The organism is Paeniglutamicibacter sp. ORCA_105 (assembly GCF_045798545.1).
Taxonomy (GTDB): Bacteria; Actinomycetota; Actinomycetes; order Actinomycetales; family Micrococcaceae; genus Paeniglutamicibacter; species Paeniglutamicibacter sulfureus.
Window position 1 is genome coordinate 1 of sequence record NZ_JBIXLM010000050.1, and the last position, 26391, is coordinate 26391.

Below are 26391 nucleotides of genomic sequence, written 5' to 3' on the forward strand. Positions count from 1 at the left end.
ACGCCCGGTCCCATACCGAACCCGGAAGCTAAGACCCACTGCGCCGATGGTACTGCACTCGGGAGGGTGTGGGAGAGTAGGTCACCGCCGGACATAACTGTCCCGAAACCCCCAAGCCCCCGCGGCTTGGGGGTTTCGATGCTTAACCACCACACCACCAATACACAATTCTTGGATCACCTGGCTCCGCTACCAACGCGCCACTCGCAGATGTCTCGCGATCTCCCTTCGCAGGCAGAGCCGCTAGGGTTGAGGGATGGACGGACTATTCTCACACGCGGCATCAGCCAACGATTCTGGCTCCCAAGATGATTACCGCTTGCCGGAGCACCGGCATACGGTCAGCGTCCCGGTGTCTGCGGACCAGGCCTTTGAAGGCTTCTCGGAATACATACACTTGTGGTGGCCGGTAGGCAAGCTCTCACACTTCGGGCCGGGCAGCCATGTCACGTTTGAAAAGGGAAGCCTCCTCGAAGAATCGGACGACGGCAACCAGCATCTCTGGGGCAAGATCGTTCATTTCGATGCTCCGCACACCATCGTCCTGGACTTTACGCTGGGCATGGAAACTGCCCCTCCCACCCATGTGAGCCTTGAATTCCATGAGCAGGGGTCCGGCACCGAGCTTATCCTGACCCATGAAGGATGGAGCTCAGGACAGGTCGGCAAGGAGCAATACGAGCACTACACGCAGTGGCCGGAGATTCTCGATTTCTACGCTCGCTTCATGGGAGCCAACAGCCGGCCCGACCGCTAGGCCCATGGAAGATGACCGCCGTTGCCCATTCACGGCTCAGCCATATCAAAAACGCTTTGAAGGGGTGGCATGAACCTCGAAACCGCCGACTCGGCACTCATTGACGATCTGATCCTGCACATCGGTGAGGAAGCTGTAACCATCGACCCCAAGATGCTGCTGTCCCACAGCCATGACTTCGGGAGGATCGTTGACCACCAGCTGCCTTTGGCCGTCGTCTTTGCAGAGCGCGTGGAAGATGTCCAGGCGACCCTGCGTCTGGCCGCAGCGGCTGGAGTCAAGGTCGTGCCTCGTGGCGCAGGCACGGGCGTCTCAGGCGGCGCCCACGCGACCGCACGCTGCATCGTGCTATCCCTCGAACGCATGGACCGGATCCTGGAAGTCCGCCCCGAGGACGAGGTGGCAGTGGTCCAGCCCGGCGTCATCAACGCGGTGCTGAACAGGTCCGTGGCCAAATACGGGCTCATGTACGCACCCGACCCCGCCAGCTACCAGCAATCCACGATTGGCGGGAATGTGGCGACCAACGCCGGCGGGCTGCGCTGCGCCAAGTACGGGGTCACCACTGACTCCGTACTTGGCCTGGACGTCGTCCTGGCCGACGGCACCTTGATCAGTATCGGGCGGAATACCTTCAAGGGGGTTGCAGGCTACGACCTGACCTCGCTGCTGGTCGGTTCCGAAGGTACCTTGGGCGTTGTCGTCTCCGTCACCGTGCGCCTGCGCTACCTCAGCGAAAAGACCTGCTCGATCGCCGCGGTGTTCACCGACGTTGCCCAAGCGGCCGCCGGCGTGGTGGCCATCGCGCGGGTGCGCGTGCAGCCGGCCATCCTGGAGTTGATCGACCTCGGAACGATGCGCGTGCTGGATGCCGCCTACGGTTCGGACCTCGGGGCGCGGGGCGGGGCCATGCTGTTGATCCGCACCGACGGCCATGGCGCCGAGATCGAGGCGGGCATCGTGCGCTCGGCCCTTGAAGGCCTCGGCGCGCAGGTGAGTGCACCGGGTGACGAAGAAGCGGTGCGGCTGATCGAGATGCGACGAGCCAGCCGCGGTGACGGGCAGGACGACAAATACCGGGTCGGTGAGGATGTCGCCGTGCCCAGGTCGGCCATGGTCGATTACATGGGGACCCTTGACCGGATCGCCGAACGGAACAACGTCATGGTGCGCGTCGTGGCCCATGCCGGAGACGGCAACCTGCACCCCACCTTCTGGGTCGACCCGGACGACGGCGACGAAGGCGTGGCGCGGCTTGACGCGGCCCTGGAGGAATCCATCCGGGCAGCGTTGGCGGTGGGCGGGACCATCACCGGCGAGCACGGAGTGGGCACTGCCAAGCGCGACTGGCTGGCCTGGGAACAGTCCGAGGAAGTCCTGGAGCTGCAGCGCAAGATCAAGGCCGTCTTCGACCCGCAGGGCATCCTGAACCCCGGCAAGGCGATCCTGTGACGCAGGGCCCACTGCCGCGATTAGGCGTTCGAGTGAAAAGTCGGTAAACTTTTTATTCGTTGGTACAACACCGGGATATGGCGCAGCTTGGTAGCGCGCGTCGTTCGGGACGACGAGGTCGCAGGTTCAAATCCTGTTATCCCGACCAATGTGAGCCCCGCAAGAAACTTCGGTTTCCTGCGGGGCTCGTCCCATTTAAAGCCCCGTTTCCGAAGTCGCGGGCATGTCTGGCGGCCCCGCCACCTATCGACCGGGAGCCCCCGTCTGACTCTCGTAAACAAGCGGGGGGCCCGGCCATTGGCCGGGCCCCACACACATCAGGGAATCTATACGTTGGTCGGGTTACTTGACCAGGTAGCCGCGCAGGTCCTCGAGAACCAGTGAGGCACCTGTCGGACCCAGGCCCAGGAACCAGACGTCGTCGTTGACGCGCTGCACGTTGCCGGCCTTGACGGCCTCGAGCTTGCTCCAGATCGGGCCCTCCAGGGCTGCCTTCTCGCCGGTGGCCTCGGGGGTTCCGTAAGAGGAGTAGAAGATCCAGTCCGAGTCGGCCTCGGCGAGGTTCTCCGCGGAGATCTCCTTGGCGAGGTCGTCAATGTCCTGGTTCTCCGGGCGGGAGAGGCCTGCGTCGTCCAGGATCACGCCGATCAGCGAGGCATTTCCGTATAGGCGGACCTTTTCGGGCATGAAGCGCAGCAGGGAGATCTTGGGATCTCCCGTGACGTCCTTGCCCAGTGCGGTGGCCTTGTCCTGGTAGGTGTTGAGTACCTCGACGGCCTTGGTTTCCTCACCGAGCGCCGCGGCGGCCAGGCGGAAGTTTTCCTTCCACGGGTAACCCGGGCGGATGGAGAACACGGTCGGTGCGATCTGCGAAAGCTGCGGGTAGAGCTTGTCGGCGCGCAGCTGCGAGCCAATGATCAGGTCCGGCTTCAACGCCGCGATGGCCTCGAGGTTCAGTTCCTGGATGGTGCCCACTGTCTTGGCGTCCTTGACGGAGTCGGCCAGGTAGCTGGGGATCGCATTGGCGCCCTCGGTGGAGGGGATGCCGATCGGGGTGAGCCCCAAGGACAGCACGGCGTCGATTTCACCGGTGTCCAGCACCACGACGCGCTCGGGCTTCTTGGCGATCTCGGTCTCGCCGTTGGCGTGGTTCAGGGTGCGCGGGAAGACGCCCGGGGCCACGTTGGCACCGAACTTGGCGGTCGCTTCGTCCGCGGTGGAGAAGCGTTCGCCGCCGACCGCAACGTCGGAATTGCCCGGGGCAGTGTCGGTGCTGCCGCCGGCTGCACAGCCCGCGGTGAGTGCGATCAGGAATAGGGCTGCTGCTGCCTTGGCGGCGCCGAAGCGGGGCCTGCGGCTCGAAGAAATCAATTTCACCACGCAAATGTATCCTATTGATGTTGCCCGTACCTAAGGGATGTTGTTCGGGAGCGGTGGAGACGCGGTAGTGTTGAACGGTTCGAAGCTAAGGAGATGAATCGTGGCCAGTCCGATCCCCGCTCCGACGAGCCCCGAAAACAGCCAAGCCAGCAGAGGAAAAACCGTCCCCGGCGGCTGGCCGAGGGTCGCGGTTCCGCTGCTGCCGGACAGGATTCCGGGCGCGCTGGCACGCCGCATGTCACTTTTGGCCTGTTTCGCATTGTTGCTTGTGCTGCTCGCGCTTTTTTCCCTGGCCGTGGGCTCCAAGCACATCGAGCTCTCCGTTGTCGTTGACGCGCTGCTTGCGCCGAACGACTCGGCGGACCATGCCATCATCCGCGACTCGCGGCTGCCGCGGGCGCTGCTGGGCGTCCTGGCCGGAAGCGCCTTGGGCATTGCCGGGGCGCTGGTCCAATCCATGACGCGCAACGCGTTGGCGGAGCCGGGCATCCTCGGGGTGAACGCCGGGGCCTCGCTGGCCATCGTCATTGCCGTGGGCACCTTCGGGGTGGGCGGGTTCAACGGCTACGTCTGGTTTGCCTTCGGCGGCGCGGTGCTGGCCACCGGCGCCGTGTACCTGGTCGGGATGGCGGGAGCACGCTCCAACGATCCCGTGCGACTGGTGCTTGCGGGCGTCGCGCTCGGGGCGGTGCTTTCGGGCATCGGCACCGCGCTGGCCCTGGTGCAGCCGGGCGCCTTCGACCAGCTGCGCGCCTGGACCATCGGTTCACTTGAGGGTCGATCCACCGACGTGCTGGCCCCGCTGGGGATCGCCGTGGCCGTAGGCTTCGTGCTGGCGTGCTTCACCGGCCGCTCGTTGAACGCCCTGGCGCTGGGGGACGACACTGCCCTGGCCCTGGGGTACAAGGTGGGACGGGCCCGTGTGCTGATCTTGCTGGCGGTCACCGTGCTGGCCGGGGCCGCGACCGCCGCGGTGGGGGCGGTCAGCTTCCTGGGGCTCATGGCCCCGCACCTGGCCCGGCGCTTCTCCGGCCCCGATGCCCGCTGGATGCTTGCCTACACCGCGGTGCTGGCCCCGATCATCCTGCTGCTGGCCGATGTGCTGGGCCGGGTCATCATCCCCGGTGAACTGGAAGCGGGGGTAGTCTGCGCGTTCGTGGGTGCCCCGGTGCTGATCATGCTGGCCCGCCGCAGGAAGCCGGTGGCGGTATGAGCGCCGAGACCACGACCCAGGCAACCCAGCCGGACAACACCTTCGTCAAGGTGCCCGGCAGGGCCCGTCGCCTGGGCCGCGAGGCAGCGCTCTGCCTGCTGCTCTCGGCGCTGGCAGTGCTGTTCGCGCTGCTGGTGGTCGGTAGCGGCGACTACCCGATGGGCCCGGGGAAGGTCGTCGGCGTGATCCTCGGAGGCGGGGAAGGGCTGGAGAGCACCATCGTGTTCCAGTGGCGTGCCCCGCGTGCCGTGGCCGCGCTGGCCTTCGGCGCCGCGCTGGGCGTGGCGGGTGCGGTGTTCCAGTCGCTGACCCGCAACCCGCTGGGTTCGCCCGACATTATCGGTTTTTCCACCGGTGCCTACACCGGGGCGCTGCTGGCCCTGACCCTGGTGGGCGGCAGCTTCCTGGCAACCTCGCTCGGGGCGCTGGCTGGCGGCCTGCTGACCGCCGTTGCCGTGTACTTCCTGGCCTGGCGGCGCGGCTCCCACGGCTTCAGGCTGATCCTGGTGGGCATCGGCATCTCCGCGATGCTCGCGGCCCTGAACCAGTGGCTGGTGCTGCGCGCGGAGATCGAGGTGGCCATGGCCGCCGCGGTATGGGGAGCCGGGACCCTCAACGGCGTCGGATGGCCGGTGCTTATCCCGGCGCTGATCATTATCGTCCCGATCCTGGGGCTCACCGTGGCCGGCGGCCCGAAGCTGAACATGCTGGAAATGGGGGACGACACCGCGACAGCACTGGGCGTGCACGTCGAACCCACTCGACTCACGATGATCGTGCTGGCGGTGCTGCTGACCGCAGCCACCACCGCGATCGCCGGGCCCATCGCCTTCGTGGCTCTGGTGGCGCCGCAGCTGGCCAAGCGGCTGAACCGGGCGGCGGCGGGCATGCGCCTGCTCCCGGCGGCCTGCATGGGCGCGCTGCTGCTGGTGGCCAGCGACCTGGTGGCCCAGCGCCTCTTTGCCCCGGTGCAGCTTCCCGTGGGCGTGGTGACAGTGAGCATCGGCGGCATCTACCTGATCTGGCTGCTGGCCCGCGAGGGGCGTGCGGCCAACCGGACCTAGCCGTCGGTGGCGCGCAGCCAGGCCGCCGCGTTGGCGCCCAGCAGGCCCTCGGCGGCCAGCTGCGCGCCGAGGGCGTCGGAGAAGAGCAGCGCTTCCCCTGCAGGCAACGGCACCGGGGCATCGGAGAGGTTCAGCACGTTGACGATGTCCGAATTGCGGATGGCCAGCACCTGCGGAAGATCCGGGTTCGCGTAGAAGGACAGCGAGCCCAGGCCCAGGCCAAGTTCGCTGCGCAGCGAAAGCGCCTTGCGGTACAGGTTCAGCGTGGATGCGGGGTCGTTCTCCTGCACGTCGCGGGAGAATTCCGCCCAGTCCCCGGGCTGCGGCAGCCAGGTTTCCCCGCTGGGGGAGAACCCGTAGGCAGGTGCGTCGTGCACCCAGGGGATCGGCACGCGGCAGCCGTCACGCCCTGTCTTGGCCCCGTTGGTGCGCAGGAACCCCGGGTCCTGGCGGTACTCGTCGGCCAGCGTGGTGTGGTCGCCCAGGCCCAGTTCCTCGCCCTGGTAGAGGTAGGCGCCTCCCGGCAGCCCCAGCATGAACACCGTGGCGGCGCGCGCCCGGGCCAGGCCCAGCACGGTGTCCGGCTGCGGGTCGCGCGGGCCGATTCCGTCGCCCAGGTCCAGCGCGACCTTCTCCAGCCCGAAGCGGGTGGCGTGGCGTGAGACGTCGTGGTTGGAGAGCACCCAGGTGGTGGGCGCGCCGACGGTGTCGAAGGCGGCCAGCGAGTCAGCGATGACGGTGGCCAGCGCGTCGCGGTCCCACAGGGTGCGCAGGTAGTCGAAGTTGAAGGACTGGTGCATCTGGCCCGGGGCCACCCAGTCGGCCAGGCGCGTCAGCGGGCGCACGTTCGCCTCCGAGCAGAGAACCGGATCCCCGGGGTACTCCTCGCAGATTTCCCGCCAGCGGGCGAAGACCTCGTGTAGCTCCGGCTGCCCGAACATGGGCGCGTCGGCGAAGGGGAAGCCGGGCTGCGGGGTGCCGTCCGGCGCCCCGCCCCAATTGGGCATCCCGTCCTTCTTGAACATGGCGTGGGCAACGTCGATCCGGAAACCCCCGGCGCCGGCGTCCAGCCAGAAGCGCAGCGTCTTTTCGAATTCTTCAACTACCGCGGGGTTGCGCCAGTTGAAGTCTGGCTGGGTGCCGTCGAAGAGGTGGAAGTAGTACTGGCCGGGTGTTCCGTCGGGGTTCGGCACGCGAGTCCAGCCAGGCCCGCCGAAGAGCGAGAACCAGTTGTTCGGCGGGGTGTTCCCGCCCTCGCCCAGTCCGTCGGCAAAGTGGAACATGGCGCGTTCGGGGGAACCCGGCTCGGCGGCCAGGGCTGCCTGGAACAGTGCGTGCTCGTTGGAGCAGTGGTTGGGGACGATGTCGATGATGATGCGGATGCCGAAGGACTTGGCGGTGTCGATCAGCGTCTTGGCGTCGTCCATGGTGCCGAAGAGCGGGTCAACGCCGCGGTAATCCGAGACGTCGTAGCCGGCGTCCCTTTGAGGGGAGGGAAAGAAGGGGGAGAGCCAGATGGCGTCCACACCCAGGGTGGCGATCTTGGGCAGTTCGGCCGTGATGCCGGCCAAGTCGCCCATGCCGGAGCCGGTCGAGTCCTTGAAGGAACGCGGGTAGATCTGGTAGATCACTGCCCGGCGCCACCACTGCTCGCCCTCTTCGGGCTCGTGCAGCATCGGGCCCAGGGCGTACGGCCTGGCGGAGGTGGTCAGGGCATCCGACGCTGAAGACGCGTCCTTCGGTAGCGACATGGTGTCAAGCCTATCTACTGGACGGAGCTTTCGTGGGGGCCGATGCAGCGGGGTTACCCGGCGGCCGGTGGCGAGGTGGAGGTGCGAAGCACGAATTCCGTGGGGAAGAATTCATCGACAGGCAGGGTTTCGGCGGGCTCTTCCGCCGCGCCCTCGCCGAGCAGTTCCATGATGCGCGCGACGGCGGCCTCGCCTTGGGCCGCGGGGTGCTGGGCAATGGTGGTCAGCCCGAAGAGCTCGCCGAGCTCGTGCCCGTCGATACCGATCACGGAGAAGTCCCCGGGCAGCGAGAGCCCCAGGTCGCGGGCGGCCATGATGGCACCGAACGCCATCTCGTCCGAGACGCAGAGCAACGCGGTGGGCCGGCCGCGGGGGTTGGACAGCAGGCTGCGGACCTTTTGGTAGGCCCCGGCCGTGGTGAAGTCGGCGTCCAGCAGCCACTGCGGGTTCACCGCGATGTCCGCCTGGTCCAGGGCGTATTCGAACCCGTCGAGGCGCGCGCCGGGCAGCTTGAAGTCGACGTTGAACGCGTCGGCGCCACCCAGGAAGGCAATGTCGGTGTGGCCCAGGGAGATCAGGTGTTCGGTGGCCAGCGAGGCGATGTTGAAGTCGTCGACCCGGATGGTCTGGACCTCGGGCAACAGCCCGCCCAGGGCCACCAGCGGCTTGCCCACGGAGCGGAGCTGGTGCAGCTCGGGATCGGTGAGCTTCAGGGTCACGGTGATGACCGCGTCGAGGCGCTGGCGCATGAGCAGGTCCTGGAACACCGCATCGCGGTGCCGCTGCTCGCCGCTGGTGTTGTACAAGGTCAGGTCGTAGCCGCGCTCGTTGAGTTCCTGCGTGGCCCCCTGCAACACATTGGCGTAGTACCAGCGCGAAACCGTGGGCATGACGATCCCGATGTTGCGGCTGCGTCCCGAGGCCAGCGAGGAGGCGTTGTAGGACAGGACGTAGCCCAGCTCCTTGGCCGCGTTGGCGACCGCCTCGCGGGAGGCCGCGGAAACCTTCCCGTTTCCGGACAGGGCGCGGGAGACCGTGGCGACGGAGACCCCGGCGCGCAGTGCCACGTCCTTGATGCTTGCCATGATGTGCGGCTTCCTTGTCCTCGGGCGGTCGTGCTGGGGTACGGAATGGGGGCGGCTAGGCGGTGTCCGGGCGCAGCCACACGGCCGCATCCGGATTCAGCGCCAGCCACGACGCGGCCTCCGGCGAGCCGGCAACCGCGGTGGCGGAGCTGGCCAGCAACACCTCGCCGGCCGGCAACGCCACGGGGGCGGTGCCCAGGTTCAGCAGGACCAGCACCCCGGAATTCCCGAAGCCCAGCAGCTGCGCGCCGTCGATTCCCTCCACCCAGTTTAGGTTGCCAAGGCCCAGTTTGTGGGTCCGGCGGAGTTCCAGGGCCATGCGGTAGAAGTGCAGCGTGGAGTCGGGGTCGGCCTCCTGTGCCTGCCGGGTGACCGTTTCCCAGCCTTCGGGCTGCGGCAGCCAGCCGGCGGCGTCGCTAAATCCCAGGGACGGGGTCGAGTCGTTCCAGGGCAGCGGGACCCGGCAGCCGTCGCGGCCCAGGCGCTCGCCGTTGGTACGCGCGTAGGAGGGGTCCTGGCGGTATTCGTGGGGGAGCAGGGTGTGGTCGCCCAGCCCCAGTTCCTCGCCCTGGTAGATGTACGCGCCGCCCGGCAGCCCCAGCATGAAGAGCGTCGCGGCACGTGCGCGTGCCAGTCCCAGCACCGGATCCGGTTGCACGTCCTCGGGTCCCAGTCCGTCCCCGGGGCGCAGGGCCGGGGAGAGTGAGCCGAGCCTGGTGGCGTGCCGGGGCACGTCGTGGTTGGAAAGCACCCAGGTGCTGGGGGCACCGACGGCGTCAAAGGCCCGCAGCGAACGGGTGATGATGGCCTTCAGCGCGGCGGCGTCCCAGTCGGTGTGCAGGAAGGGGAAGTTGAAGGACTGGTGCATCTCGTCCGGGCGAACCCAGTCGGCCATGGCCTCGATGGGGTGCACATTGGCCTCGGCACACAGCACGCGCTCGCCGGGGTACTGGTCGCAGACCGCCCGCCAGCGGCGGTAGACCTCGTGCACCGCGGGCTGGCCGAACATCGGCGCATCGGCAAAAGGGTAGCCGGGGGAGTCGGCGCCGTCTGCCCGTCCGTCCCAGTCGGGAAGCCCGGAGGCCTTGATGAGGGCGTGGGCCACATCCACGCGGAACCCGCCGGCGCCGCGGTCAAGCCAGAATCGCAGGATCGATTCGAACTCGTCGCCCACTGCCGGATTGTCCCAGTTGAAGTCGGGCTGGGAATGATCAAAGAGGTGCAGGTAGTACTGGCCGGGGCTGCCGTCCGGGTTGGCGACCCGGGTCCAGGCGGAGCCGCCGAAGTGGGACTGCCAGTTGTTGGGAGGCAACTGGCCGTCCGCTCCCCTCCCGTCCCGGAAGATGAAGTACTCCCGGGCAGCCGACCCCGGCGGGGATTCCAGCGCCGCGCGGAATAGCGAGTGTTCGCTGGAGCAATGGTTGGGCACGATGTCCACCAGGATCTTGACCTCGAGCCGGTTGGCCTCGGCGATCAGCTCGTCAAAGTCGGCCAACGTTCCGAAGAGCGGGTCCACGGCGCGGTAGTCGGACACGTCGTAGCCGGCGTCCTTTTGCGGGGAGGCGAAGAACGGGGAGAGCCAGATGGCATCGACGCCCAGGGAGGCAATCTGGTGCAGCTCCGCGGTGATGCCGGGCAGGTCGCCGATGCCGGTGCCAGTGGTGTCGCGGAAGGACCGCGGATAGATCTGGTAAATGACGGAGCGGCACCACCATTCACTCCGGCTCGAAGGCGCGTGGGTCGCGTCCTCGAGCCGGAACTCCAGATGCGCTGGTGGGGTCGCTGGGTGCTCGTCGGTCTGGGACATGCGCTCAAGCATAACGACGAAACCATCAAAAGTGGAAGCGTTTCCATGTCTGCGTTTCGAATCTCTGGCATGGGAACGTCCCGGCAAAGGTTGAGTTTTCGTCGAACTTCCGCATAAAGGTGGCGTTTTTTGAGCATCTGGATGTCAGGGACGACGGCCTGGTGGAAACTTCTCCATTGTGATCTGGACGACAGCAGTGGAAGCGTTTACACTGAATCTCACGACACCAGCGCCGATGGGATCACGGGGCGCGCAACACTCGAAAGAGGAACCACCATGACGGGAAACAACTCACCCGGTGCACGTCTCACGCGCCGCACCTTTACCCTGGGTGCGGTCGGCGCCCTCTCGGCGCTGGCACTGACTGCCTGCGGCGGCGGTGCGCCGGCGACCGCACCCTCGAGCAGCGCGGCGGCCACCAGTGCCGCAGCCAGCGTGCCGGCGACCGGAACCAGCCTGACCTTGTGGGTCGACGCCGAGCGCTCGCCGGCGCTGAAGGACATTGCCGCCAAGTTCAAAGCCGAGAAGGGCATCGACGTCAAGCTGGTTGTCAAGGACTTCGCCGCCGTGCGCGACGACTTCATCACCCAGGCACCCACCGGCAAGGGCCCGGACATCATGGTCGGCCCGCACGACTGGCTGGGAAAGCTGGTGCAGAACGGCGTGGTTGCCCCGGTGCAGCTTGGCGACAAGGCAGGGACCTTCGCCGAAAGCTCCATCAAGGCCATGACCTACGACGGGCAGACCTACGGCGTTCCCTACTCCATTGAGAACGTCGCACTGGTCCGCAACACCAAGCTGGCTCCCGAGGCCAAGACCACCCTTAAGGACGTCCTCGCCGAGGGCAAGAAGGCCGTGACCGCGGGCGATGCCAAGTTCCCGTTCCTGGTCGGACTTGATCCCAAGCAGGCCGACCCGTACCACCTCTACCCGTTGCAGACCTCCCTCGGGGCACCGGTCTTCGCCCAGAACGCTGACGGCAGCTACGACGCCAGCGAACTGACCCTGGACAACGAGGGCGGCAAGAAGTTCGCCCAGCTCCTGGCCGACCTCGGCGACAAGGGCTCGAAGGTCCTGAATTCCAATATCACCGGCGACATCGCCAAGGAGAAGTTCCTGGCCGGGGAATCCCCGTACTTCCTTACCGGCCCCTGGAACATCCCCGACATCGAGGCCAAGGGCATCAAGTTCGCCGTCGATCCGCTGCCCACGGCCGGGGACAAGCCAGCCCAGCCATTCATTGGCGTGAACGGCTTCTTCATCTCCGCGAAGTCGAAGAATGCCCTGGCTGCCAACGAATTCGTGGTCAACTACCTCTCGCAGCCCGACGCGCAGGACGAGCTGTTCAAGATCGGCGGCCGCCCGCCGGCGCTGACCGCGTCCTTCGAGAAGGCCGCCAGCGATCCGGTGGTCAAGGCCTTCGGCGAGATCGGCGCCGACGGCGTGCCGATGCCCGCGGTTCCCGCCATGGACGCCGTCTGGGCCGACTGGGGAGGCACCGAGCTGAACCTGATCAAGGGCAAGGAAGCCGACCCGGCCGCTGCCTGGTCGAAGATGACGGCCAACATCGAGAAGAAGATTTCCGGCGGCAAGTAGCCGACGGAAGCAAGCGCCGGCTGCGGGGAACCGGTGGTGCGTTTTCTACGCGCACCACCGGTTTCACGCAGCCGGACCCGGGCCAGCGGCCCGACACCCATCGCCGGTCGGCGGTCGATCGCACGAGGAAAGATGTTGGACCCCATGGTTGAAATCGAAGAAAAGCCCAGTGCGGCCCCACCGCTGCGAAACGGGAAGCGGCCGCGTTCCGAGGGCCGGGGCACCGATTCCCTCGGCGGCATCCTCGCCAAAATCATCCTGCTGGGCATCACGGATGCCGTGGCCGCCTTCGTCCTCTTCCAACTGGCCCTCAGCGCTGAATGGATGATCTTCGGAATTTCGCTGCTCACCACGTTGGTGATCAACTGGATCTACCTGCGCCGTGGGGGACTGCCGGCCAAGTACCTGGCTCCGGGCATCATCTTCCTGTTGATCTTCCAGGTCTTCGTGATGATCTTCTCCACCTACATCGCCTTCACCAACTACGGCGACGGGCACAACTCGACCAAGGCCGACGCGATCGCCTCCATCCAGCTCTCGGCCTCCGAGCGCGTCCCGGATTCCCCGCAATTCCCCACCTCCGTCCTGGAAAAGGGCGGCAGCTACTTCCTGTTGGTCACCACGCCGGAGGGCGAGGCAAGAATCGGCTCGGCCGACAAGCCCCTGGAAACAGTGACACCCTCCGCCACCGGCCCCACGGGTGCCGCGACCGGCGTGGAGGGCTACACGACCCTTGACTTCGCGACCCTGCTGGCTCACCAGCAGGAAATCACCGCCCTCACGGTGCCGATCAGCGAGAACCCCGAGGAAGGGGCGCTGAAGACCGCCGACGGCTCCACTTCCTACGTGTACACGCCCAAGCTCAAGTACGATGCGAACACCGACACCTTCACCGACACCGCTACCGGGACCAGCTACGCCGACAACGGCCGGGGTTCCTTCGTGGCCGAGGACGGCTCTGCGCTGAACACCGGCTGGAAGGTCAACGTGGGACTGGACAACTTCCAGCGCGCGTTCACCGACCCGAACCTCCAGGGCCCGCTGCTGCAAGTGATCGCGTGGACCTTCGCCTTCGCCATTCTCTCGGTGGCAACCACCTTCGCCCTGGGCCTGTTCCTGGCCATCACCTTCAATCGGGCGGATTTGAAGGGGCAGAAAATCTACCGGATTCTGATGATCCTGCCCTACGCGTTCCCCGCCTTCCTCTCCGGACTGGTCTGGTCGGGCCTCCTGAACCCGGAATTCGGATTCATCAACAACGCCCTGCTCGGCGGGGCGGACATCCCCTGGCTCACCGACCCGGTGCTGGCCAAGATCTCGGTACTGATGGTGAATCTCTGGCTGGGCTACCCCTACATGTTCCTGGTCTGCACCGGCGCCCTGCAGTCGCTCCCCGAGGAGGTCGACGAGGCCGCCCGCATGGACGGGGCCGGCGTGTGGAAAATCTTCACCGCCATCAAGCTGCCGCTGCTGCTGGTCTCCCTCGCGCCGCTGCTGATCTCCTCCTTCGCCTTCAACTTCAACAACTTCAACGTCATCTACATGCTCACCGGCGGCGGGCCGCGCTTTGACGGAACCACCTTTGACATCGGATCCACCGACATCCTGATCACCATGGTGTACAAGATCGCTTTCGGCACCGGCACCGGCCGCGACTACGGACTGGCCAGCGCGCTGGCCATCCTGATCTTCATCATCGTCGCCGTGGTGTCCGCGCTGAGCTTCAAGAAGACCAAGGCCCTGGAGGAACTGAACTAATGAGCACCGCGACCGCACCGCACGCCCCGGTGCTCGAAAACCTGCCCGCGCCGGCCAAGGCAAACAAGCCCACGTTGGGGCAATGGTTCAGGTCAAAGGGCTGGCGCCACCTGGTGGCGATCGCCGCCACGGCCTTCTCCATCTTCCCGCTGCTCTATGTGCTCTCCGCGGCGCTGAACCCCACCGGCACCATGGCCGGGGCCAGCACGATGTTCACCGAGTTCGGCTGGGGCAACTTCGAGGCGCTCTTCGCCAACCAGGAACGGCCCTTTGGCCGCTGGTTCGTCAACACCCTGGTCATCGGCCTGGTCACCTCCGCTGCCACGGTGTTCCTCGGGGCGCTGGCCGCCTACGCGTTTTCGCGCATGCGCTTCTCCGGCCGCCGGTTCGGCCTGCTGACGCTGTTGCTGTTGCAGATGTTCCCGCAGCTGCTCACGGTGGTGGCGATCTTCCTGCTGCTGAACTTCATTGGCGACATCATTCCGGCCCTCGGGCTGGGCTCCCAGCTCGGGCTGATCATGGTTTACCTCGGCGGCGCGCTGGGCGTGAACACCTACCTGATGTACGGCTTCTTCAACACCGTGCCGATGTCGCTTGACGAATCCGCGCGCATCGACGGGGCCAGCCATGTTCAGGTGTTCTTCAGGATCATCTTGCCCCTGGTCACCCCGATCCTTGCGGTCGTGGGCCTACTGGCCTTCATCGGGATCTCCTCCGAGTTCGTGATCGCCTCGGTGGTGCTCACCGACCCCGAATCACAGACCCTGGCGGTTGGCCTGTACTCCTACGTGGCTCAGCAGCGCAGTGAGAACTGGGGTGTCTTCGCCGCCGGCGCCGTGATTGCCGCGGTCCCGGTGATGACCCTCTTCCTCTTCCTGCAGCGCTACATCACCTCCGGCCTGACCGCCGGCGGCGTCAAGGGATAGCGCCCATGCCAGGCACCCGGATGCACGCCATCGACTCGACGCTGTCACTGCAACCGCACCACGACGGTTCGCCCGCATACGTAACGGGGCCGAGCGTGCCCAGCCTCGGGGACGTGCTGAGGCTGCGCCTGCTGGTGCCGGAGGGCGCCGCGACCCCTGTGTCCGTGTGGCTGCGCAGCCTCCGCGACGGGGAACCGCACCTTGAACCGGCGGGCGAGGTGTGCGGCGGCGCCACCCGGGTTTTCTTCGAGGCCACGCTGCCGATGGTGAATCCGGTGCAGCGCTACCGCTGGTACCTGCAATACCGGGACACCGAAGGCGTTCATCACTACCGTTGGCTCAACGCTGCGGGCCTGCACCGACGCGATGTGCCCGACGCCTTTGATTTCAGGGTCCACGCGGGGCACGGGACCCTGGATTGGGTCAAGGAATCAATCATGTACCAGGTGTTCCCCGACAGATTCGCGAACTCCGGTGCCGAAAAGCCCACGGCAGGCTGGATGGTCGGCTGCGACTGGGACACCGAAGTGCAGGGAAGTGGTGCCGATACGTCACGGCAATTCTATGGCGGCGACCTTCCCGGGATCCAAGACAAGCTCGATCACCTGGTCTCATTGGGGGCGACGGTGCTCTACCTGACCCCAATCTTCCCCGCGGCCTCCAATCACCGCTACGACGCTTCCTCCTTCGACGTGGTCGACCCGCTGCTCGGCGGGGACGCGGCCCTGGTCTCGCTGGTTGCCTCCGCCCACGCCCGCGGCCTGCGGGTGGTGGGCGACCTGACCACCAACCACACCGGGGCCGGGCACCACTGGTTCGTCGATGCCTACAAGAACCCCGGGGCGCCCACGGGGGAGTATTACTACTTCAACGCGGACAACAGCGACTACGAGGCGTGGCTGGGTGTGCCCTCGCTGCCCAAGCTGAATTGGAATTCCGCCGCACTGCGCGAGCGGTTCATCCTGGCAGAGGGCTCGGTGGCGGTGCGCTGGCTCAAGGAACCGTTCAACCTCGATGGCTGGCGCATCGACGTGGGGAACATGACCGGGCGGCGTGGGAGCGATGACCTGAACCACGAGGTCGCCCGGATGCTGCGACAGCGCATCGAGGAAGTGAAGCCCGGGGCCATGCTGCTGGCCGAATCGACCTCCGACGCTGCCCACGATGTGCCAGGCGATGGATGGCAGGGAGTGGTGAGCTACAGCAATTTCACCCGGCCGTTGTGGCAATGGCTGGCCAAGGATCCGGACCCCGAGGCCTTCAAGTGGTTTTTCGGGCTGCCGCAACCCGGGCCGGCGCGCATCGACGCGGCCGACTTCGTGGCGACGCACCGGGAAATGGCAGCCGGTTTCAGCTGGGAGGTGCGGCTTGCCAGCGCGAATGCCTTGGATACCCACGACACCGCCCGGGCTGCGAGCCATACGATCGACGGCGGCCAGGAAATTGCTGCCTGTGCACAATTCACGTTCCCGGGGATCCCGCTGGTGTTTGCCGGGGACGAATTCGGACTTCACGGATTCAACGGCGAGGATTCCCGAACTCCCATGCCCTGGGGCCAACCCGAAAAGTGGGGCAAGGACCTGCGGCCGCTGTACGCGGAACTGGCGGCACTGCGAACCAATCACCGGGCCCTGGTTGACGGCTCGCTGCGCTGGATCGTCGCCGAGGAGAACCTGCTGGTCTATCTCCGGGAGCACGCGACCGGCTCGGTGCTCTGCGTGCTGGCCCGCGGAGTGGTCCCGGAAACCAACCTGGGCCACGCAGTGCGATTGGCTGGGAAACCAGGCGATGTTCTCACCTCGGTGGGGGAGGCGCCCGTACTGGTTGTGAATGGAACAGGGGAGCTGCGGGTCAGTGCGAGCGGTCCCGGCGCTTCGCTCCACCGAAGCACCGCAAACGTGGCGTGGACCTAGCGAGCGGGAATCGAATACCGGACGCGGAGCAATCCACGTTCGGTCATGGAACTTCCAGCGGCGAACACCAGGATGGCGACGAGGATGGGCAGGAACCCTCCGAACCCGTCGTCGGACAGGGATGCGCCGCCGAATGCAGCGGGCTGACGGCCGGAGCATTTATGGGAGATAATTCATTTAGGTGAGATTCTCCTATGTCCCAGCCAATCAACCAATAAACCACCGGAAACCGAATCCGTGGTGATGGCAGGCTACGTCGTCGACTGCTCTTCCGGGCCATACACCAGTCGGGCCTCGTCCCTGCGATGGCGCAGCACGGCATCCACGTAGGACGCGACAGCTTCTTCCATGGGGACGTTGGAGCCGCGTGCCTCGGAAATGTACCAGCGGTGCTCGAGGACCTCGTGCACGATCTGGGCCGGCTCCAGCTTGCCGTGGAACTCGCGGGGGATGGCCCCGGTGATCCGGTCAAAGACGTCGGCGACCCAACGGGCCGCGGCAATTTCCTCATCCGCCTCCGGGTGCTTCTTGGCCCGGAAGGCATCGAGGTCGTTGAGCAGCCTGCGGGCCTGGCCTTCTTCCACGTCCAAACCGGTCAACCGCAAAAGCCTGCGGGTGTGGTGCCCGGCGTCCACGACCTTGGGCTGGATGAGCAGCTGGCCGCCGTCGGGGGATGTCTTGAGGCTGATTTCCTCCACGTCGAAGCCGAGTTCATTGAGCCGACGGATGCGTTCGTCGACCCGCCAGCGTTCGGAGAGGTCAAAGGATTCCTTGTCGTTGAGCTCGGCCCAAAGCCCACGGTAGGCGTGCAGGATGTCCTCGCTCGTGGCCACCGGGTCCACGGTGTCCTCGATGAGCCCGGCTTCCATCAGGTCCATGAGCTCTCCGGCAATGTTCACCCGGGCGATTTCCAGGTCGTATTCGCGCTGGCCGGAGGATAGTTCGGGGTACAACTCGCCGGTCTCGGCATCCACCAGGTACGCGGCGAAGGACTCCGCATCGCGCCGGAACAACGTGTTTGACAGCGACACATCGCCCCAGTAGAAGCCAATCAGGTGCAGGCGCACCAGCAGAAGCGCCTGGGCGTCTATGAGCCGGGTCAGGGTGTCGCGGCGCAGCTTCTGGGAGAACAGCGCGCGGTACGGGAGCGAGTATTTCAGGTGCCGGGTAACCAGCACCGGGTCAAGGTCGTTGCCCTCGGTGTCGGTGCGCCCGGTGATCACCGCGACCGGCTCCACGCAGGGTGCGGCCAGGCGGCGCAGCTTGCGCAACATGTGGTATTCGTGCCGGGCCACGTGCTCACCGGTTTCCTTGATGGCGATGACTGCCTTGCCCATCAGGGCGAAGCGCACCACGTGACGGGAGATCCCGCGCGGCAACGGGGCCAGCGTGTCGCTCGGCCAGTCCTCCAGCGGGATTTGCCACGGCAGGTTCAGGAGGCCCGGATCGGCGGTGGACGCGGTGATGGACAGCGAACCGGCAACGGGCGGGGCGGCGGCAGGGGCGGTATCACGCGGCAACTTGCCGTTCTGGGCATGGTTGGTGGGCTCGTCGTGCCAGCTGGCGGTGTGGCGGATCATGGCGTGTGTGCCGTCCCTTGGTGCGGTGATGAGAGGGGATGGGTGAAGCGGAAATGCGGAGGCGGCCGCACCCAGCACCGGGCTGAATACGGCCGCCATTGGCAGTAATCGTGCAATCACACGATAACGGGCAAGTCCCTAGGCGTCGGAAGACGCCTGTGCGTGTGCACCGTTCCGGGAAGGCTCGGCCAGACGGTCGCCGGACGCGGTGTCAAAGAGGTGCACGTGTCCGATCTTCGGCGCAACGTGGATCGTCTCGCCCTTGAACGGAGGCTTGCGACCGTCGACACGCACCACCATCTGGTATTCGGTGCCGCCCACGGTGGTGTGACCATAGACGTAGGCATCGGCGCCGAGCTCCTCCACCACGTCGACCTCGACGGCAAGGCCCTCGTTCTCGGAGACCTGGTCCAGGTCCTCGGGCCGCACGCCCAGGGTGACCGAGTTGCCGGTTGCCGCCTCCAGTGTCGACGAGGCCACCGGGTAGATGGACCCTCCGAAGGCGACGCCACCATCGGCCACCGGAAGCTCCAGCAGATTCATGGCGGGCGAGCCGATGAAGCCGGCCACGAAGACGTTGGTCGGGCGGTCGTACAGTTCGCGCGGGGTTCCGACCTGCTGCAGCAAACCGTCCTTGAGCACCGCAACGCGGTCGCCCATGGTCAGTGCCTCGACCTGGTCGTGGGTCACGTACACGGTGGTGACGCCCAGACGACGGGTCAGCGAGGCGATCTGCGTGCGGGTCTGCACGCGGAGCTTGGCATCCAGGTTGGACAGGGGCTCATCCATGAGGAAGACCTGCGGGGAGCGAACAATGGCGCGTCCCATGGCCACGCGCTGGCGTTGGCCGCCGGAGAGTGCCTTGGGCTTGCGGTCCAAGTAGTCCTCGAGGTCAAGCAGCTTGGCTGCTTCCTGAACGCGGCGGGCACGCTCTTCTTTGTCGATTCCGGCAATTTTCAGGGCGAAACCCATGTTGTCGGCGACGCTCATGTGCGGGTAAAGCGCGTAGTTCTGGAAAACCATGGCGATGTCGCGGTCCTTGGGCGGGACGTTGGTGACGTCGCGGTCGCCAATGAGGATTCGTCCGGAGTTCACGTCCTCAAGGCCGGCGAGCATGCGCAGCGTGGTGGATTTTCCGCAACCCGAGGGGCCGACAAGGACCAGGAATTCGCCATCGGCGATTTCCAGGGAGATCTTGTCCACGGAAGGCGTGGTGGCTCCGGGGTAGATGCGGGTGGCCTGGTCAAAAGTTACTGATGCCATGAAGCAGCGATCCTTTCACGGGCAGGTACGTGCCCGACGATCCGTAGTGAATGGAATCACAAGCTTCTCATATCGAGTACCAATTCCAAAAGGGCTGGCAATTCCCCTGGCCCATTAAGGCGGAATTGTGCCTTGGTATTTCCGGATCCGATTTTTACTCCGATGTCTCCAGGGCGGAGTACGGCAAAGGCATCCTCGTCAGTGACGTCGTCACCCGCGAAGAGCACCGTGGAGGCGTCGGCCACCTCGCGCAACCAATTCAGCCCGTCTCCCTTGGTGCCCACCAGCACGCTGGCTTCCAGCACGGCCTTGCCGTCCAATGCCTGCAGGTTCTCGATGTCGTCCAATTGCTCGTGGGCGGCCCGTAATGCCCTGGCCGCGACTTCCGGGTCGGCCTGCCGCACATGCAGAACGATCGAGGCGGGCTTGTATTCAAGTGTGGTTCCCTGGTGGGCAGAGGAGACGGCTTCAAGGATTTCGGTGGCCTTGGCCAGCGCCGAGGTCTGTGCGGGACTGAGGTCGATGTGTTCGTCTTCGGCATCAAAGGCGGCAGGGGCCCAGCGCTCGGTGCCGTGGCTGCCCACCAACAGGGTTTGTTCGGGCGGGCTGCCGACGGCCCTCAGTGCAGCCAAGTCGCGGCCCGAGATCACGGCGGTCACGGTGTTTTCCAGGGCGGCCAGGTTGGCAAGTGCCTCGGAAGCTGCCGGCAACGGGCGCGCGTCCTCGGGACGGTCCACCAAGGGGGCCATGGTTCCGTCGAAGTCCACGGCTACGAGCAGTATCGGGGTGTCGACCAGGGCTTCAATGGCATCGGCGAGGTCAGGGGAAATGGGGCTCATGGGTGTCCGGTGGATCCTTCAGGCGTTCGGGGCGGGTAAAAGCGGATACATGGGTCAAGGCAGGTCACCGGCTCGACCCAAGACCAAACAACAAAATGCCATGCGCGGATGCAAGGGGGGATGATCTTCCCCCTTGCATCCGCGCCGCAATACGAATCGGCCTAGACCAGGGTGTCGACCGGCAAGGGCTGGGCCAGCGAGGAAAGGAACGTCTGGGACCAGGTGGCCACATCGTGGTCTCGCAGGTGACGGCGCATGCGTCGCATCCGGCGGGCCGAGTCCTGCGGATCCATGCGCAAGGCGCGCATGATCCCGGATTTCATCCCGTCGATGTCGTGGGGGTTCACCAGGACGGCCTGGGTGAGTTGGTCGGCGGCACCGGTGAACTCGGAAAGCACCAGCATCCCGGTGTCATCGGTGTGTGCAGCCACGAATTCCTTGGCCACCAGGTTCATTCCGTCACGCAGCGAGGTCACCAGCATGATGTCCGCCGCCAGGTAGAGGGCAATCATTTCCCGCAGCGGGTAGGAGTGGTGCAGGTAACGGATCGCTGTGTGTTCCATGGTGTCGTGCTCGCCGTTGAGGTTGCCGACCATGAGCTCAACCTGGTCCTTGAGCTGCTGGTAGCGCTCGACATTCTCGCGGCTGGGGCTTGCAACTTGCACCATGCAGGCCTCGCCGACGTGGATCGCGCCGTCGGCCAAAAGCTCGCCATAGGCCTTGAGCCGGTGTCGAATGCCCTTGGTGTAGTCGAGGCGGTCAACGCCCAGCATGATGGTCTTCGGGTTACCCAGTTCCTGTCGGATCTGTTTTGCCCGAGCCATGATCTCGGGATCGTGCGCCAGCTCGGCTACCTGCTGGGTGTCGATGGAGATGGGGTGAGCCTCGGCACGACAGATGTTTCCGGTGGATCCGCTCTCCGCAGTCGATGCCGGCGGGATCGCCAGCGAGCCCTTGACGGTGCGGTCGGTGAAGCGGCGCATGCAGCGCAGGAAGTTGCTGGCATCGGCGGTCCGTTGGAAGCCCACCACGTCGGCGCCCGCCAGACCCTCGAGTATCTGCTTGCGCCAGGGCAGCTGGGAGAAGATTCCGGGGGACGGGAAAGGAATGTGGTTGAAGAACCCGATGCGCAGATCCGGGCGGGCCTCACGCAGTAGCTTGGGCACCAGCTGCAATTGGTAGTCCTGTACCCATACCGTGGCGCCCTGCTTGGCGACGCTTGCGGTGGCTTCGGCGAAGCGCTTGTTGACCTTCTTGTAGTTGTCCCACCACGTACGGTGGAATTCAGGGGGCACGATGACATCGTGGTACAGCGGCCAGAGCGTTGAGTTGGAGAACCCCTCGTAATACAACTCCAGGTCGCACTCTTCGAGTGGTACGGGGATCAGATGGATTCCGTCGTTTTCAAAGGGTTCCAGTTCTTCGTCGGTCGCTCCGTGCCAGCCGACCCAGGCTCCATCGGATTCCTGCATGACCGGAGCAATTGCCGTCACCAGCCCCCCGGGGGAACGCCGCCACGACAAATCGCCGTCCTCGCCCTGTACGCGGTCCACCGGAAGCCGATTGGCCACCACGATGAAGTCGTAGCTTGGTTTCTCGCTACCGGATGCACGTTCAAATTCGAAATCCGCTTGCATGTTGACCCTCCATTTCTAGCTCAAGATTAATGTTGAGCTTAGGGGAAGCACGTGACGTATGCGACACCATGGCGCTAAGCTACGCCGACGACTTACCCTAAACTGGTTGGGTCGGGGGAGTACCAAACCAAACTTAAAGGACGTTTTGACCTATGGCATCCAATAGCCAGCGGCCGAGCAAGGCCGAACGGACAGCAAGCGCGCGAGAGCAGGCACAGTCCATGCGTGTCGCCCAGGAAGCCGCTGACAAGCGCAAGTCACTGTTTATCAAACTTGGCGTGCTGGTGGCCGTGCTCGCCGTGATTGCGTTGATCGTTGGCATCGTCCTGCAGAACAATGCCGGCAAGGTAGCCGATACCGGTGCCGTGCCCAAGGGCGGCAATGAAGCCGGCGGCATTACGCTCACCTCGGATACGACGGTGGCCGACACTTCCGGTTTGACGGTGGACGTCACCAAGGCAGGCACAAAGCCGACCGAAGCGAAGGCCCCTGCGCCGCGCGATGCGGAAGCCGCTCCCAAGGGCGAGCCGGTCAACCTGTTGATCTACGTGGACGTCAACTGCGTGCACTGTGCCAGCTTCGAGGAACAGTATTCCGACCAGATCAGCACCTGGCTTGCAGCCGGAGACGTGCAGGTCGAGTACCGCAACGTGGCGTACCTCGATGGCGGATCACCGACGAACTTTTCCTCCCGCGGCGCCAACGCGCTTGCCTGCGTAGCGGACCAGGCCCCGGCCTCGTACCTGCCGTTCGCCAAGGGCCTGTTCGCCCACCACGCACAGGGTGAAATGAAGAATGCGGAACTGGCCCAGCTCGCCGAGGACAACGGCGCGGATGTCTCCAGCTGCATCGAAGACGGCACCTTCCGTTCGTTCGTGAAGTTCACCGACGAGGCTTCCCGCGTTGATTCCATCGGCGGAACCCCGAGCGTCTTCATCCAGGGCAAGTACTGGGATGCGAATGCCGAACCCGACTTCGTTTCCGTCGTCAACGCGGCAATCGCTGCCAACAAGTAAAAAGCCATACACCGGACCTTTGCCGGGGTTGGGCGGCTGACCACATGCTGGTAAACCGCCCAACCCAGGGCACCGGTGCAAAAGGCGGCCGGCCTCCCGTTTCCTGCTGAGGTGCATTGTCGGCTACGCTAGTTCCTGCACTTGGGTCATGATTTATCGGACCCGGGCAGTCCGCCCCCTTAGCTCAGTTGGCCAGAGCACCTGTCTTGTAAACAGGGGGTCGCCGGTTCGAATCCGGCAGGGGGCTCCACTGAAAACCCCGTGATTCCGCGGTAAAACGCTAGGAATCACGGGGTTTTTTCATGCTCAAGAGTAGCCCTAATCAGGGAATCCTCCACAATTCCTCCACTTTGGAGCCTCGGGTTTGGAGCCCCGGACGAAACAATATTTGGATGTTCATGGCTTCAATGGGCAACATCAATTCAGCTCACAGGGTGCGGCCCCGGAGCCAAACGTCCAGAGGATTGCCTTTGCCGGCTGGCTCGATGTTGCGCACACGCGGTCGATGCCCTGGGCCACATCCACGACCGCACCCCGGTGATCGTGCCTGCCGACCTGCAGGCGGACTGGCTGGATCCCGGGCTTTCCGACAAGGCGGAGATCCGTTCACTGTTGGATGCCATTCCGGATCCCGAGCTCGTGCCGCGTGAAGTCGGCAAGCCCATGGGAACTGCGCGCAACAACGGGCCGGAACTCGTCGAACCCATGGGCGACCGCTAGCTTTCGCCGCCGGCGTCTCGCCGTCCATCTTCATCTACTGGGGCTCGGACGTCACACTGACCTTGAATGAGGAGCCCAAGGACCCGGAAAAGACTGCGGGGCGTGCCGCAACCATGAACATCCTGGTGATAGTGCTGCTGTACATGATGATGGCCCTGGAGATGCTGGCCTAGGAGGGAGTCAGAAGGGGTTCAACGGGGCGTTTTGGGCAAATCCGGCCCAAATTCGCTCCCACCGCCGGGCGGCGATGGTGTTTCTTTTGTCCCGCTTCCGTCGTCGGCGGGGCCGGCACCTTCTTCGGCCTCGGCCATGGCCGCCTCGCTGAAGGGGACGGCTGTCTGCAGCCCCGTCGCTCCGCGAACCGGGCCGGGCCGGCGCTGGCGCAGCGGGTCGCGGCGCAGGTCAGCGTACAGTGCCACGCAGAGCCCGATGATGATCAGCACAAACGGGCTGGCGGCCAGGATGGTGAAAGTCTGCAGGGCAGCGAGCCCGCCGACGGCCAGCAGGACCGCGGCCACCGCGCCGGTGAGCACGGCCCAGAAGATCACCAGCGGCTTCCAGGGGTGCTTGCTGCCGCGTGTGGACAAGGTCCCCAGCACGAGGGCGCCGGCGTCGGCGCCGCTGATGAAGAAGACGGCGGTCAGAACCATGACCACCAGCGCCGCCCCGATGAAGAACGGATAGTTCTGCAGGGCTGCGAAGAACCCCGCCGCCTCGCTGCCGGTGCCAGCGATGTCCACGCCGTTCAGCTGCAGGTTCATGCCGGCCCCGCCGAAGATGACAAACCACACCATGCTGACGGCGGTGGGCACCAGCAGCACGCCCAGGACGAATTCCCGGATGGTGCGCCCGCGGGAAATCCTGGCGATGAAGGTGCCGACAAACGGGGTCCAGGAGATCCACCAGGCCCAGTAGAAGATGGTCCAGCTGGCCAGCCAGTCACTGCCGCCGAAGACGGCCGAATGGAAACTCATCGGGACCAGCTCGGTCAGGTAGGCACCGATGGCAGAGGGCAGAAGATCCAGGATGAAGAGCGTGGGGCCGGCCACGAAAACGAACAGCAGCAGGACTCCGGCCAGGACCATATTGGTGTTGCTCAGCCATTTAATGCCCTTGGAGATGCCGCTGGCGGCGGAGAGCACCACGCCGACCGTCAGCACGCAGATCACGAGGATCGGCACCGCGGCCGAGGGGTCTTCCTCGAATTCGCCGGTGCGCAGCAGCGCGAGGCCCGCTGCGATCTGCAGCGACCCGAGACCGAGCGAGGTGGCGGTACCGAATTTGGTGCAGATGATGGCCAGGATGTCGATGGGCTTGCCCCAGCCCCTCTTTTCGATGCGTTCCTGGCCGAACAGGGACTGGAACGGGGCGCTCATCAGGTTGCCGCGGCCCATCCGGTAGGTCGAATAGGCCAGCGCCAGCCCGACGACGGAATAAATCGCCCAGGGATGCAGGCCCCAGTGGAACATCGTGTAGGCCATGGCAGTGCTGGCGGCCTCCGGGCTGCCGGGCGCGACGTCGACAAAGGGCGGCGGGGAAGCCAGATGGGTGACGGGTTCGTACACGCCGTAGAACATCAGCCCGATCCCCATGCCGGCGCTGAACATCATGGCGACCCAGGAGAGGGTGCTGAATTCTGTCGCTTCGCCTTCATTGGAAAGCGGGATCCGTCCGTAGCGGCCGAAGGCCAGGACCAGGGAAAAGACGACGAATCCGGAGGCGCCCAGGATGAACAGCCATCCGAAGGTGTTGGTGATCCAGGACAGGGCCGCCGCGGCGCCGTCCCCGACGGCATCCGTGAAGAACACGCCGAGCAGGATGAGCACCAGAATGAGTCCGGCTGAGACGCCGAAGACCGTCTTGTCAACGCTCGCCCAGCCCTGGGCCGGCGGCAATGACGCGGGTTCCCCCACCCGCTCCTCCAGGTCTTGGTCGCTTGAATGATGTTTCATCGAACTCCTCACAAACTGGCGGCCTATGCCGGGTCATTGTGCGGTCCACCGTCCGGGAGGATAGCTGGTTGTTCGCCGCATGGCCTTCGTCAGTATAGTTGCAGACATGAGTGAGCGCGAAGAATCCCTAGCCCCGGAGTCCGCCGGCTACACCCGGAATGGAGACGACGGATATACCGAATTCGGCGGCCACGGCCGCGTGGCCAAGCGAGACGCAAGGGTTGCCGCCTTTGCGGAGTGCGATGAAGCCAACGCGTCCATCAGCGTCGCCGTCGCCATGGGCGGTCTGCCAATCAACCTGACATCCATGCTGGTGAGCGTGCAGAACGACCTTTTCGATCTTGCGGCGGACCTCTCTGTCCCGTTAAGCCGGCAGGAGCCGGCGCGGGCAAGGATTGTCCAGGGGCATATCGACCGGCTGGAACGTGCCGCGCAGCATTTCGACGCGGATTCCGAGGACGTCAGCGGCACAGTGCTCCCCGGCGGCACTGCAGGGGCGGCGCTGCTGTATATGTCCCGGGCCGTGGTCCGGCGCGCCGAGCGGGCGGTCTGGATCGCCGTCGAGGAGTATCCGGATACGGTCAATCCGTTGACCGCCCGCTATCTGAACCGCTTGTCGTCCATGCTGTTCGTCCTGGCACGGGGGGCCAATGCCGAGCACGGTGACATCGTGTGGATCCCG

General features: G+C 65.4%; 20 protein-coding genes, 2 tRNA genes, 1 rRNA gene and 1 pseudogene. 15 read left to right on the forward strand and 9 right to left on the reverse strand.

The genetic code is table 11. From position 1 onward, the window contains the following. The 4 genes from rrf to ACIPUB_RS17995 form a co-directional block, all read left to right on the forward strand. Nucleotides 1-93: ribosomal RNA gene (rrf, locus tag ACIPUB_RS17980) — 5S ribosomal RNA — on the forward strand; the annotation flags it as partial. Nucleotides 94-256: 163 nt separating this feature from the next. Continuing rightward, complete coding sequence (locus ACIPUB_RS17985; protein WP_407608632.1) at nt 257-757, forward strand: SRPBCC domain-containing protein; 501 nt, start codon at nt 257-259, stop codon at nt 755-757. A 69-nt stretch (nt 758-826) separates the two neighbouring features. Further along, a complete protein-coding gene (locus ACIPUB_RS17990; protein WP_407608633.1) occupies nt 827-2209 on the forward strand; it encodes an FAD-binding oxidoreductase in 1383 nt (460 codons plus the stop codon). 71 nt (nt 2210-2280) lie between these two features. Further along, a tRNA-Pro gene (locus ACIPUB_RS17995) sits at nt 2281-2357 on the forward strand. A 194-nt stretch (nt 2358-2551) separates the two neighbouring features. Here ACIPUB_RS17995 and ACIPUB_RS18000 read toward each other — a convergent pair. After that, complete coding sequence (locus ACIPUB_RS18000) at nt 2552-3577, reverse strand: ABC transporter substrate-binding protein (RefSeq protein WP_407608650.1); 1026 nt, start codon at nt 3575-3577, stop codon at nt 2552-2554. Between the two features lie 112 nt (nt 3578-3689). Here ACIPUB_RS18000 and ACIPUB_RS18005 point away from each other — a divergent pair, with 112 nt between their 5' ends. Further along, nucleotides 3690-4802, forward strand: coding sequence for an iron chelate uptake ABC transporter family permease subunit (locus ACIPUB_RS18005; RefSeq protein WP_407608634.1), 1113 nt, complete (start codon nt 3690-3692; stop codon nt 4800-4802). Beyond that, nucleotides 4799-5866: a FecCD family ABC transporter permease gene (locus ACIPUB_RS18010; protein ID WP_407608635.1), complete on the forward strand. Its 1068-nt coding sequence runs from the start codon at nt 4799-4801 to the stop codon at nt 5864-5866. Before ACIPUB_RS18005 ends, ACIPUB_RS18010 begins: the two co-directional genes overlap by 4 nt. Here ACIPUB_RS18010 and ACIPUB_RS18015 read toward each other — a convergent pair. The 3 genes from ACIPUB_RS18015 to ACIPUB_RS18025 are packed head-to-tail and all read right to left on the reverse strand — an operon-like array spanning nt 5863 to nt 10509. Beyond that, nucleotides 5863-7617 carry a glycoside hydrolase family 13 protein gene (locus ACIPUB_RS18015; protein ID WP_407608636.1) on the reverse strand — a complete coding sequence of 585 codons (1755 nt, stop codon included), beginning with the start codon at nt 7615-7617 and terminating at the stop codon, nt 5863-5865. The genes ACIPUB_RS18010 and ACIPUB_RS18015 overlap by 4 nt on opposite strands. 53 nt (nt 7618-7670) lie before the next feature. Then, nucleotides 7671-8702: a LacI family DNA-binding transcriptional regulator gene (locus ACIPUB_RS18020; RefSeq protein WP_407608637.1), complete on the reverse strand. Its 1032-nt coding sequence runs from the start codon at nt 8700-8702 to the stop codon at nt 7671-7673. Nucleotides 8703-8757: 55 nt separating this feature from the next. Continuing rightward, on the reverse strand, nt 8758-10509 hold the full coding sequence (locus ACIPUB_RS18025) for a glycoside hydrolase family 13 protein (RefSeq protein ID WP_407608638.1): 1752 nt from the start codon (nt 10507-10509) through the stop codon (nt 8758-8760). A 276-nt stretch (nt 10510-10785) separates the two neighbouring features. On the opposite strand from ACIPUB_RS18025, the gene ACIPUB_RS18030 reads away from it, so the two are divergent. The 4 genes from ACIPUB_RS18030 to ACIPUB_RS18045 all read left to right on the forward strand — a co-directional run bounded on the left by ACIPUB_RS18030 (nt 10786) and on the right by ACIPUB_RS18045 (nt 16702). Beyond that, nucleotides 10786-12105, forward strand: coding sequence for an extracellular solute-binding protein (locus ACIPUB_RS18030; protein WP_407608639.1), 1320 nt, complete (start codon nt 10786-10788; stop codon nt 12103-12105). Nucleotides 12106-12249: 144 nt separating this feature from the next. After that, complete coding sequence (locus ACIPUB_RS18035) at nt 12250-13863, forward strand: ABC transporter permease subunit (RefSeq protein WP_407608640.1); 1614 nt, start codon at nt 12250-12252, stop codon at nt 13861-13863. After that, nucleotides 13863-14789, forward strand: coding sequence for a sugar ABC transporter permease (locus tag ACIPUB_RS18040; RefSeq protein ID WP_407608641.1), 927 nt, complete (start codon nt 13863-13865; stop codon nt 14787-14789). Before ACIPUB_RS18035 ends, ACIPUB_RS18040 begins: the two co-directional genes overlap by 1 nt. Before the next feature lie 5 nt (nt 14790-14794). Beyond that, a complete protein-coding gene (locus tag ACIPUB_RS18045; protein ID WP_407608642.1) occupies nt 14795-16702 on the forward strand; it encodes a glycoside hydrolase family 13 protein in 1908 nt (635 codons plus the stop codon). Nucleotides 16703-16953: 251 nt separating this feature from the next. On the opposite strand, the gene ACIPUB_RS18050 is transcribed toward ACIPUB_RS18045, so the two are convergent. From ACIPUB_RS18050 to ACIPUB_RS18065, 4 genes are all read right to left on the reverse strand, one after another. Continuing rightward, entirely contained in the window at nt 16954-18282 is a 1329-nt protein-coding gene (locus ACIPUB_RS18050; RefSeq protein ID WP_407608643.1) for a DUF4032 domain-containing protein, read from the reverse strand. Nucleotides 18283-18420: 138 nt separating this feature from the next. Then, nucleotides 18421-19545, reverse strand: a complete 1125-nt coding sequence (locus ACIPUB_RS18055; RefSeq protein WP_407608644.1) for an ABC transporter ATP-binding protein — start codon at nt 19543-19545, stop codon at nt 18421-18423. 56 nt (nt 19546-19601) lie between these two features. Then, entirely contained in the window at nt 19602-20384 is a 783-nt protein-coding gene (otsB, locus tag ACIPUB_RS18060) for a trehalose-phosphatase (RefSeq protein ID WP_407608645.1), read from the reverse strand. 161 nt (nt 20385-20545) lie between these two features. Beyond that, entirely contained in the window at nt 20546-22021 is a 1476-nt protein-coding gene (locus ACIPUB_RS18065) for a trehalose-6-phosphate synthase (RefSeq protein ID WP_407608646.1), read from the reverse strand. Between the two features lie 152 nt (nt 22022-22173). Between ACIPUB_RS18065 and ACIPUB_RS18070 the strand changes: the two genes are divergently transcribed. The 4 genes and pseudogenes from ACIPUB_RS18070 to ACIPUB_RS18085 all read left to right on the forward strand — a co-directional run. After that, on the forward strand, nt 22174-23037 hold the full coding sequence (locus tag ACIPUB_RS18070; RefSeq protein WP_407608647.1) for a DsbA family protein: 864 nt from the start codon (nt 22174-22176) through the stop codon (nt 23035-23037). Nucleotides 23038-23210: 173 nt separating this feature from the next. Next, nucleotides 23211-23287: transfer RNA gene (locus tag ACIPUB_RS18075), tRNA-Thr, on the forward strand. A 227-nt stretch (nt 23288-23514) separates the two neighbouring features. Beyond that, a complete protein-coding gene (locus ACIPUB_RS18080; RefSeq protein WP_407608651.1) occupies nt 23515-23757 on the forward strand; it encodes an SOS response-associated peptidase family protein in 243 nt (80 codons plus the stop codon). Then, nucleotides 23757-23927, forward strand: a pseudogene (locus ACIPUB_RS18085) (amino acid transporter); the annotation flags it as partial. The gene ACIPUB_RS18080 and the pseudogene ACIPUB_RS18085, both read left to right, overlap by 1 nt. A gap of 21 nt (nt 23928-23948) precedes the next feature. Here the strand turns inward: ACIPUB_RS18085 and ACIPUB_RS18090 are convergent. Beyond that, nucleotides 23949-25709, reverse strand: a complete 1761-nt coding sequence (locus ACIPUB_RS18090) for a BCCT family transporter (RefSeq protein WP_407608648.1) — start codon at nt 25707-25709, stop codon at nt 23949-23951. A 106-nt stretch (nt 25710-25815) separates the two neighbouring features. Between ACIPUB_RS18090 and ACIPUB_RS18095 the strand changes: the two genes are divergently transcribed. Further along, the coding region (locus ACIPUB_RS18095; protein ID WP_407608649.1) for a cob(I)yrinic acid a,c-diamide adenosyltransferase at nt 25816-26391 on the forward strand (576 nt) is incomplete at its 3' end.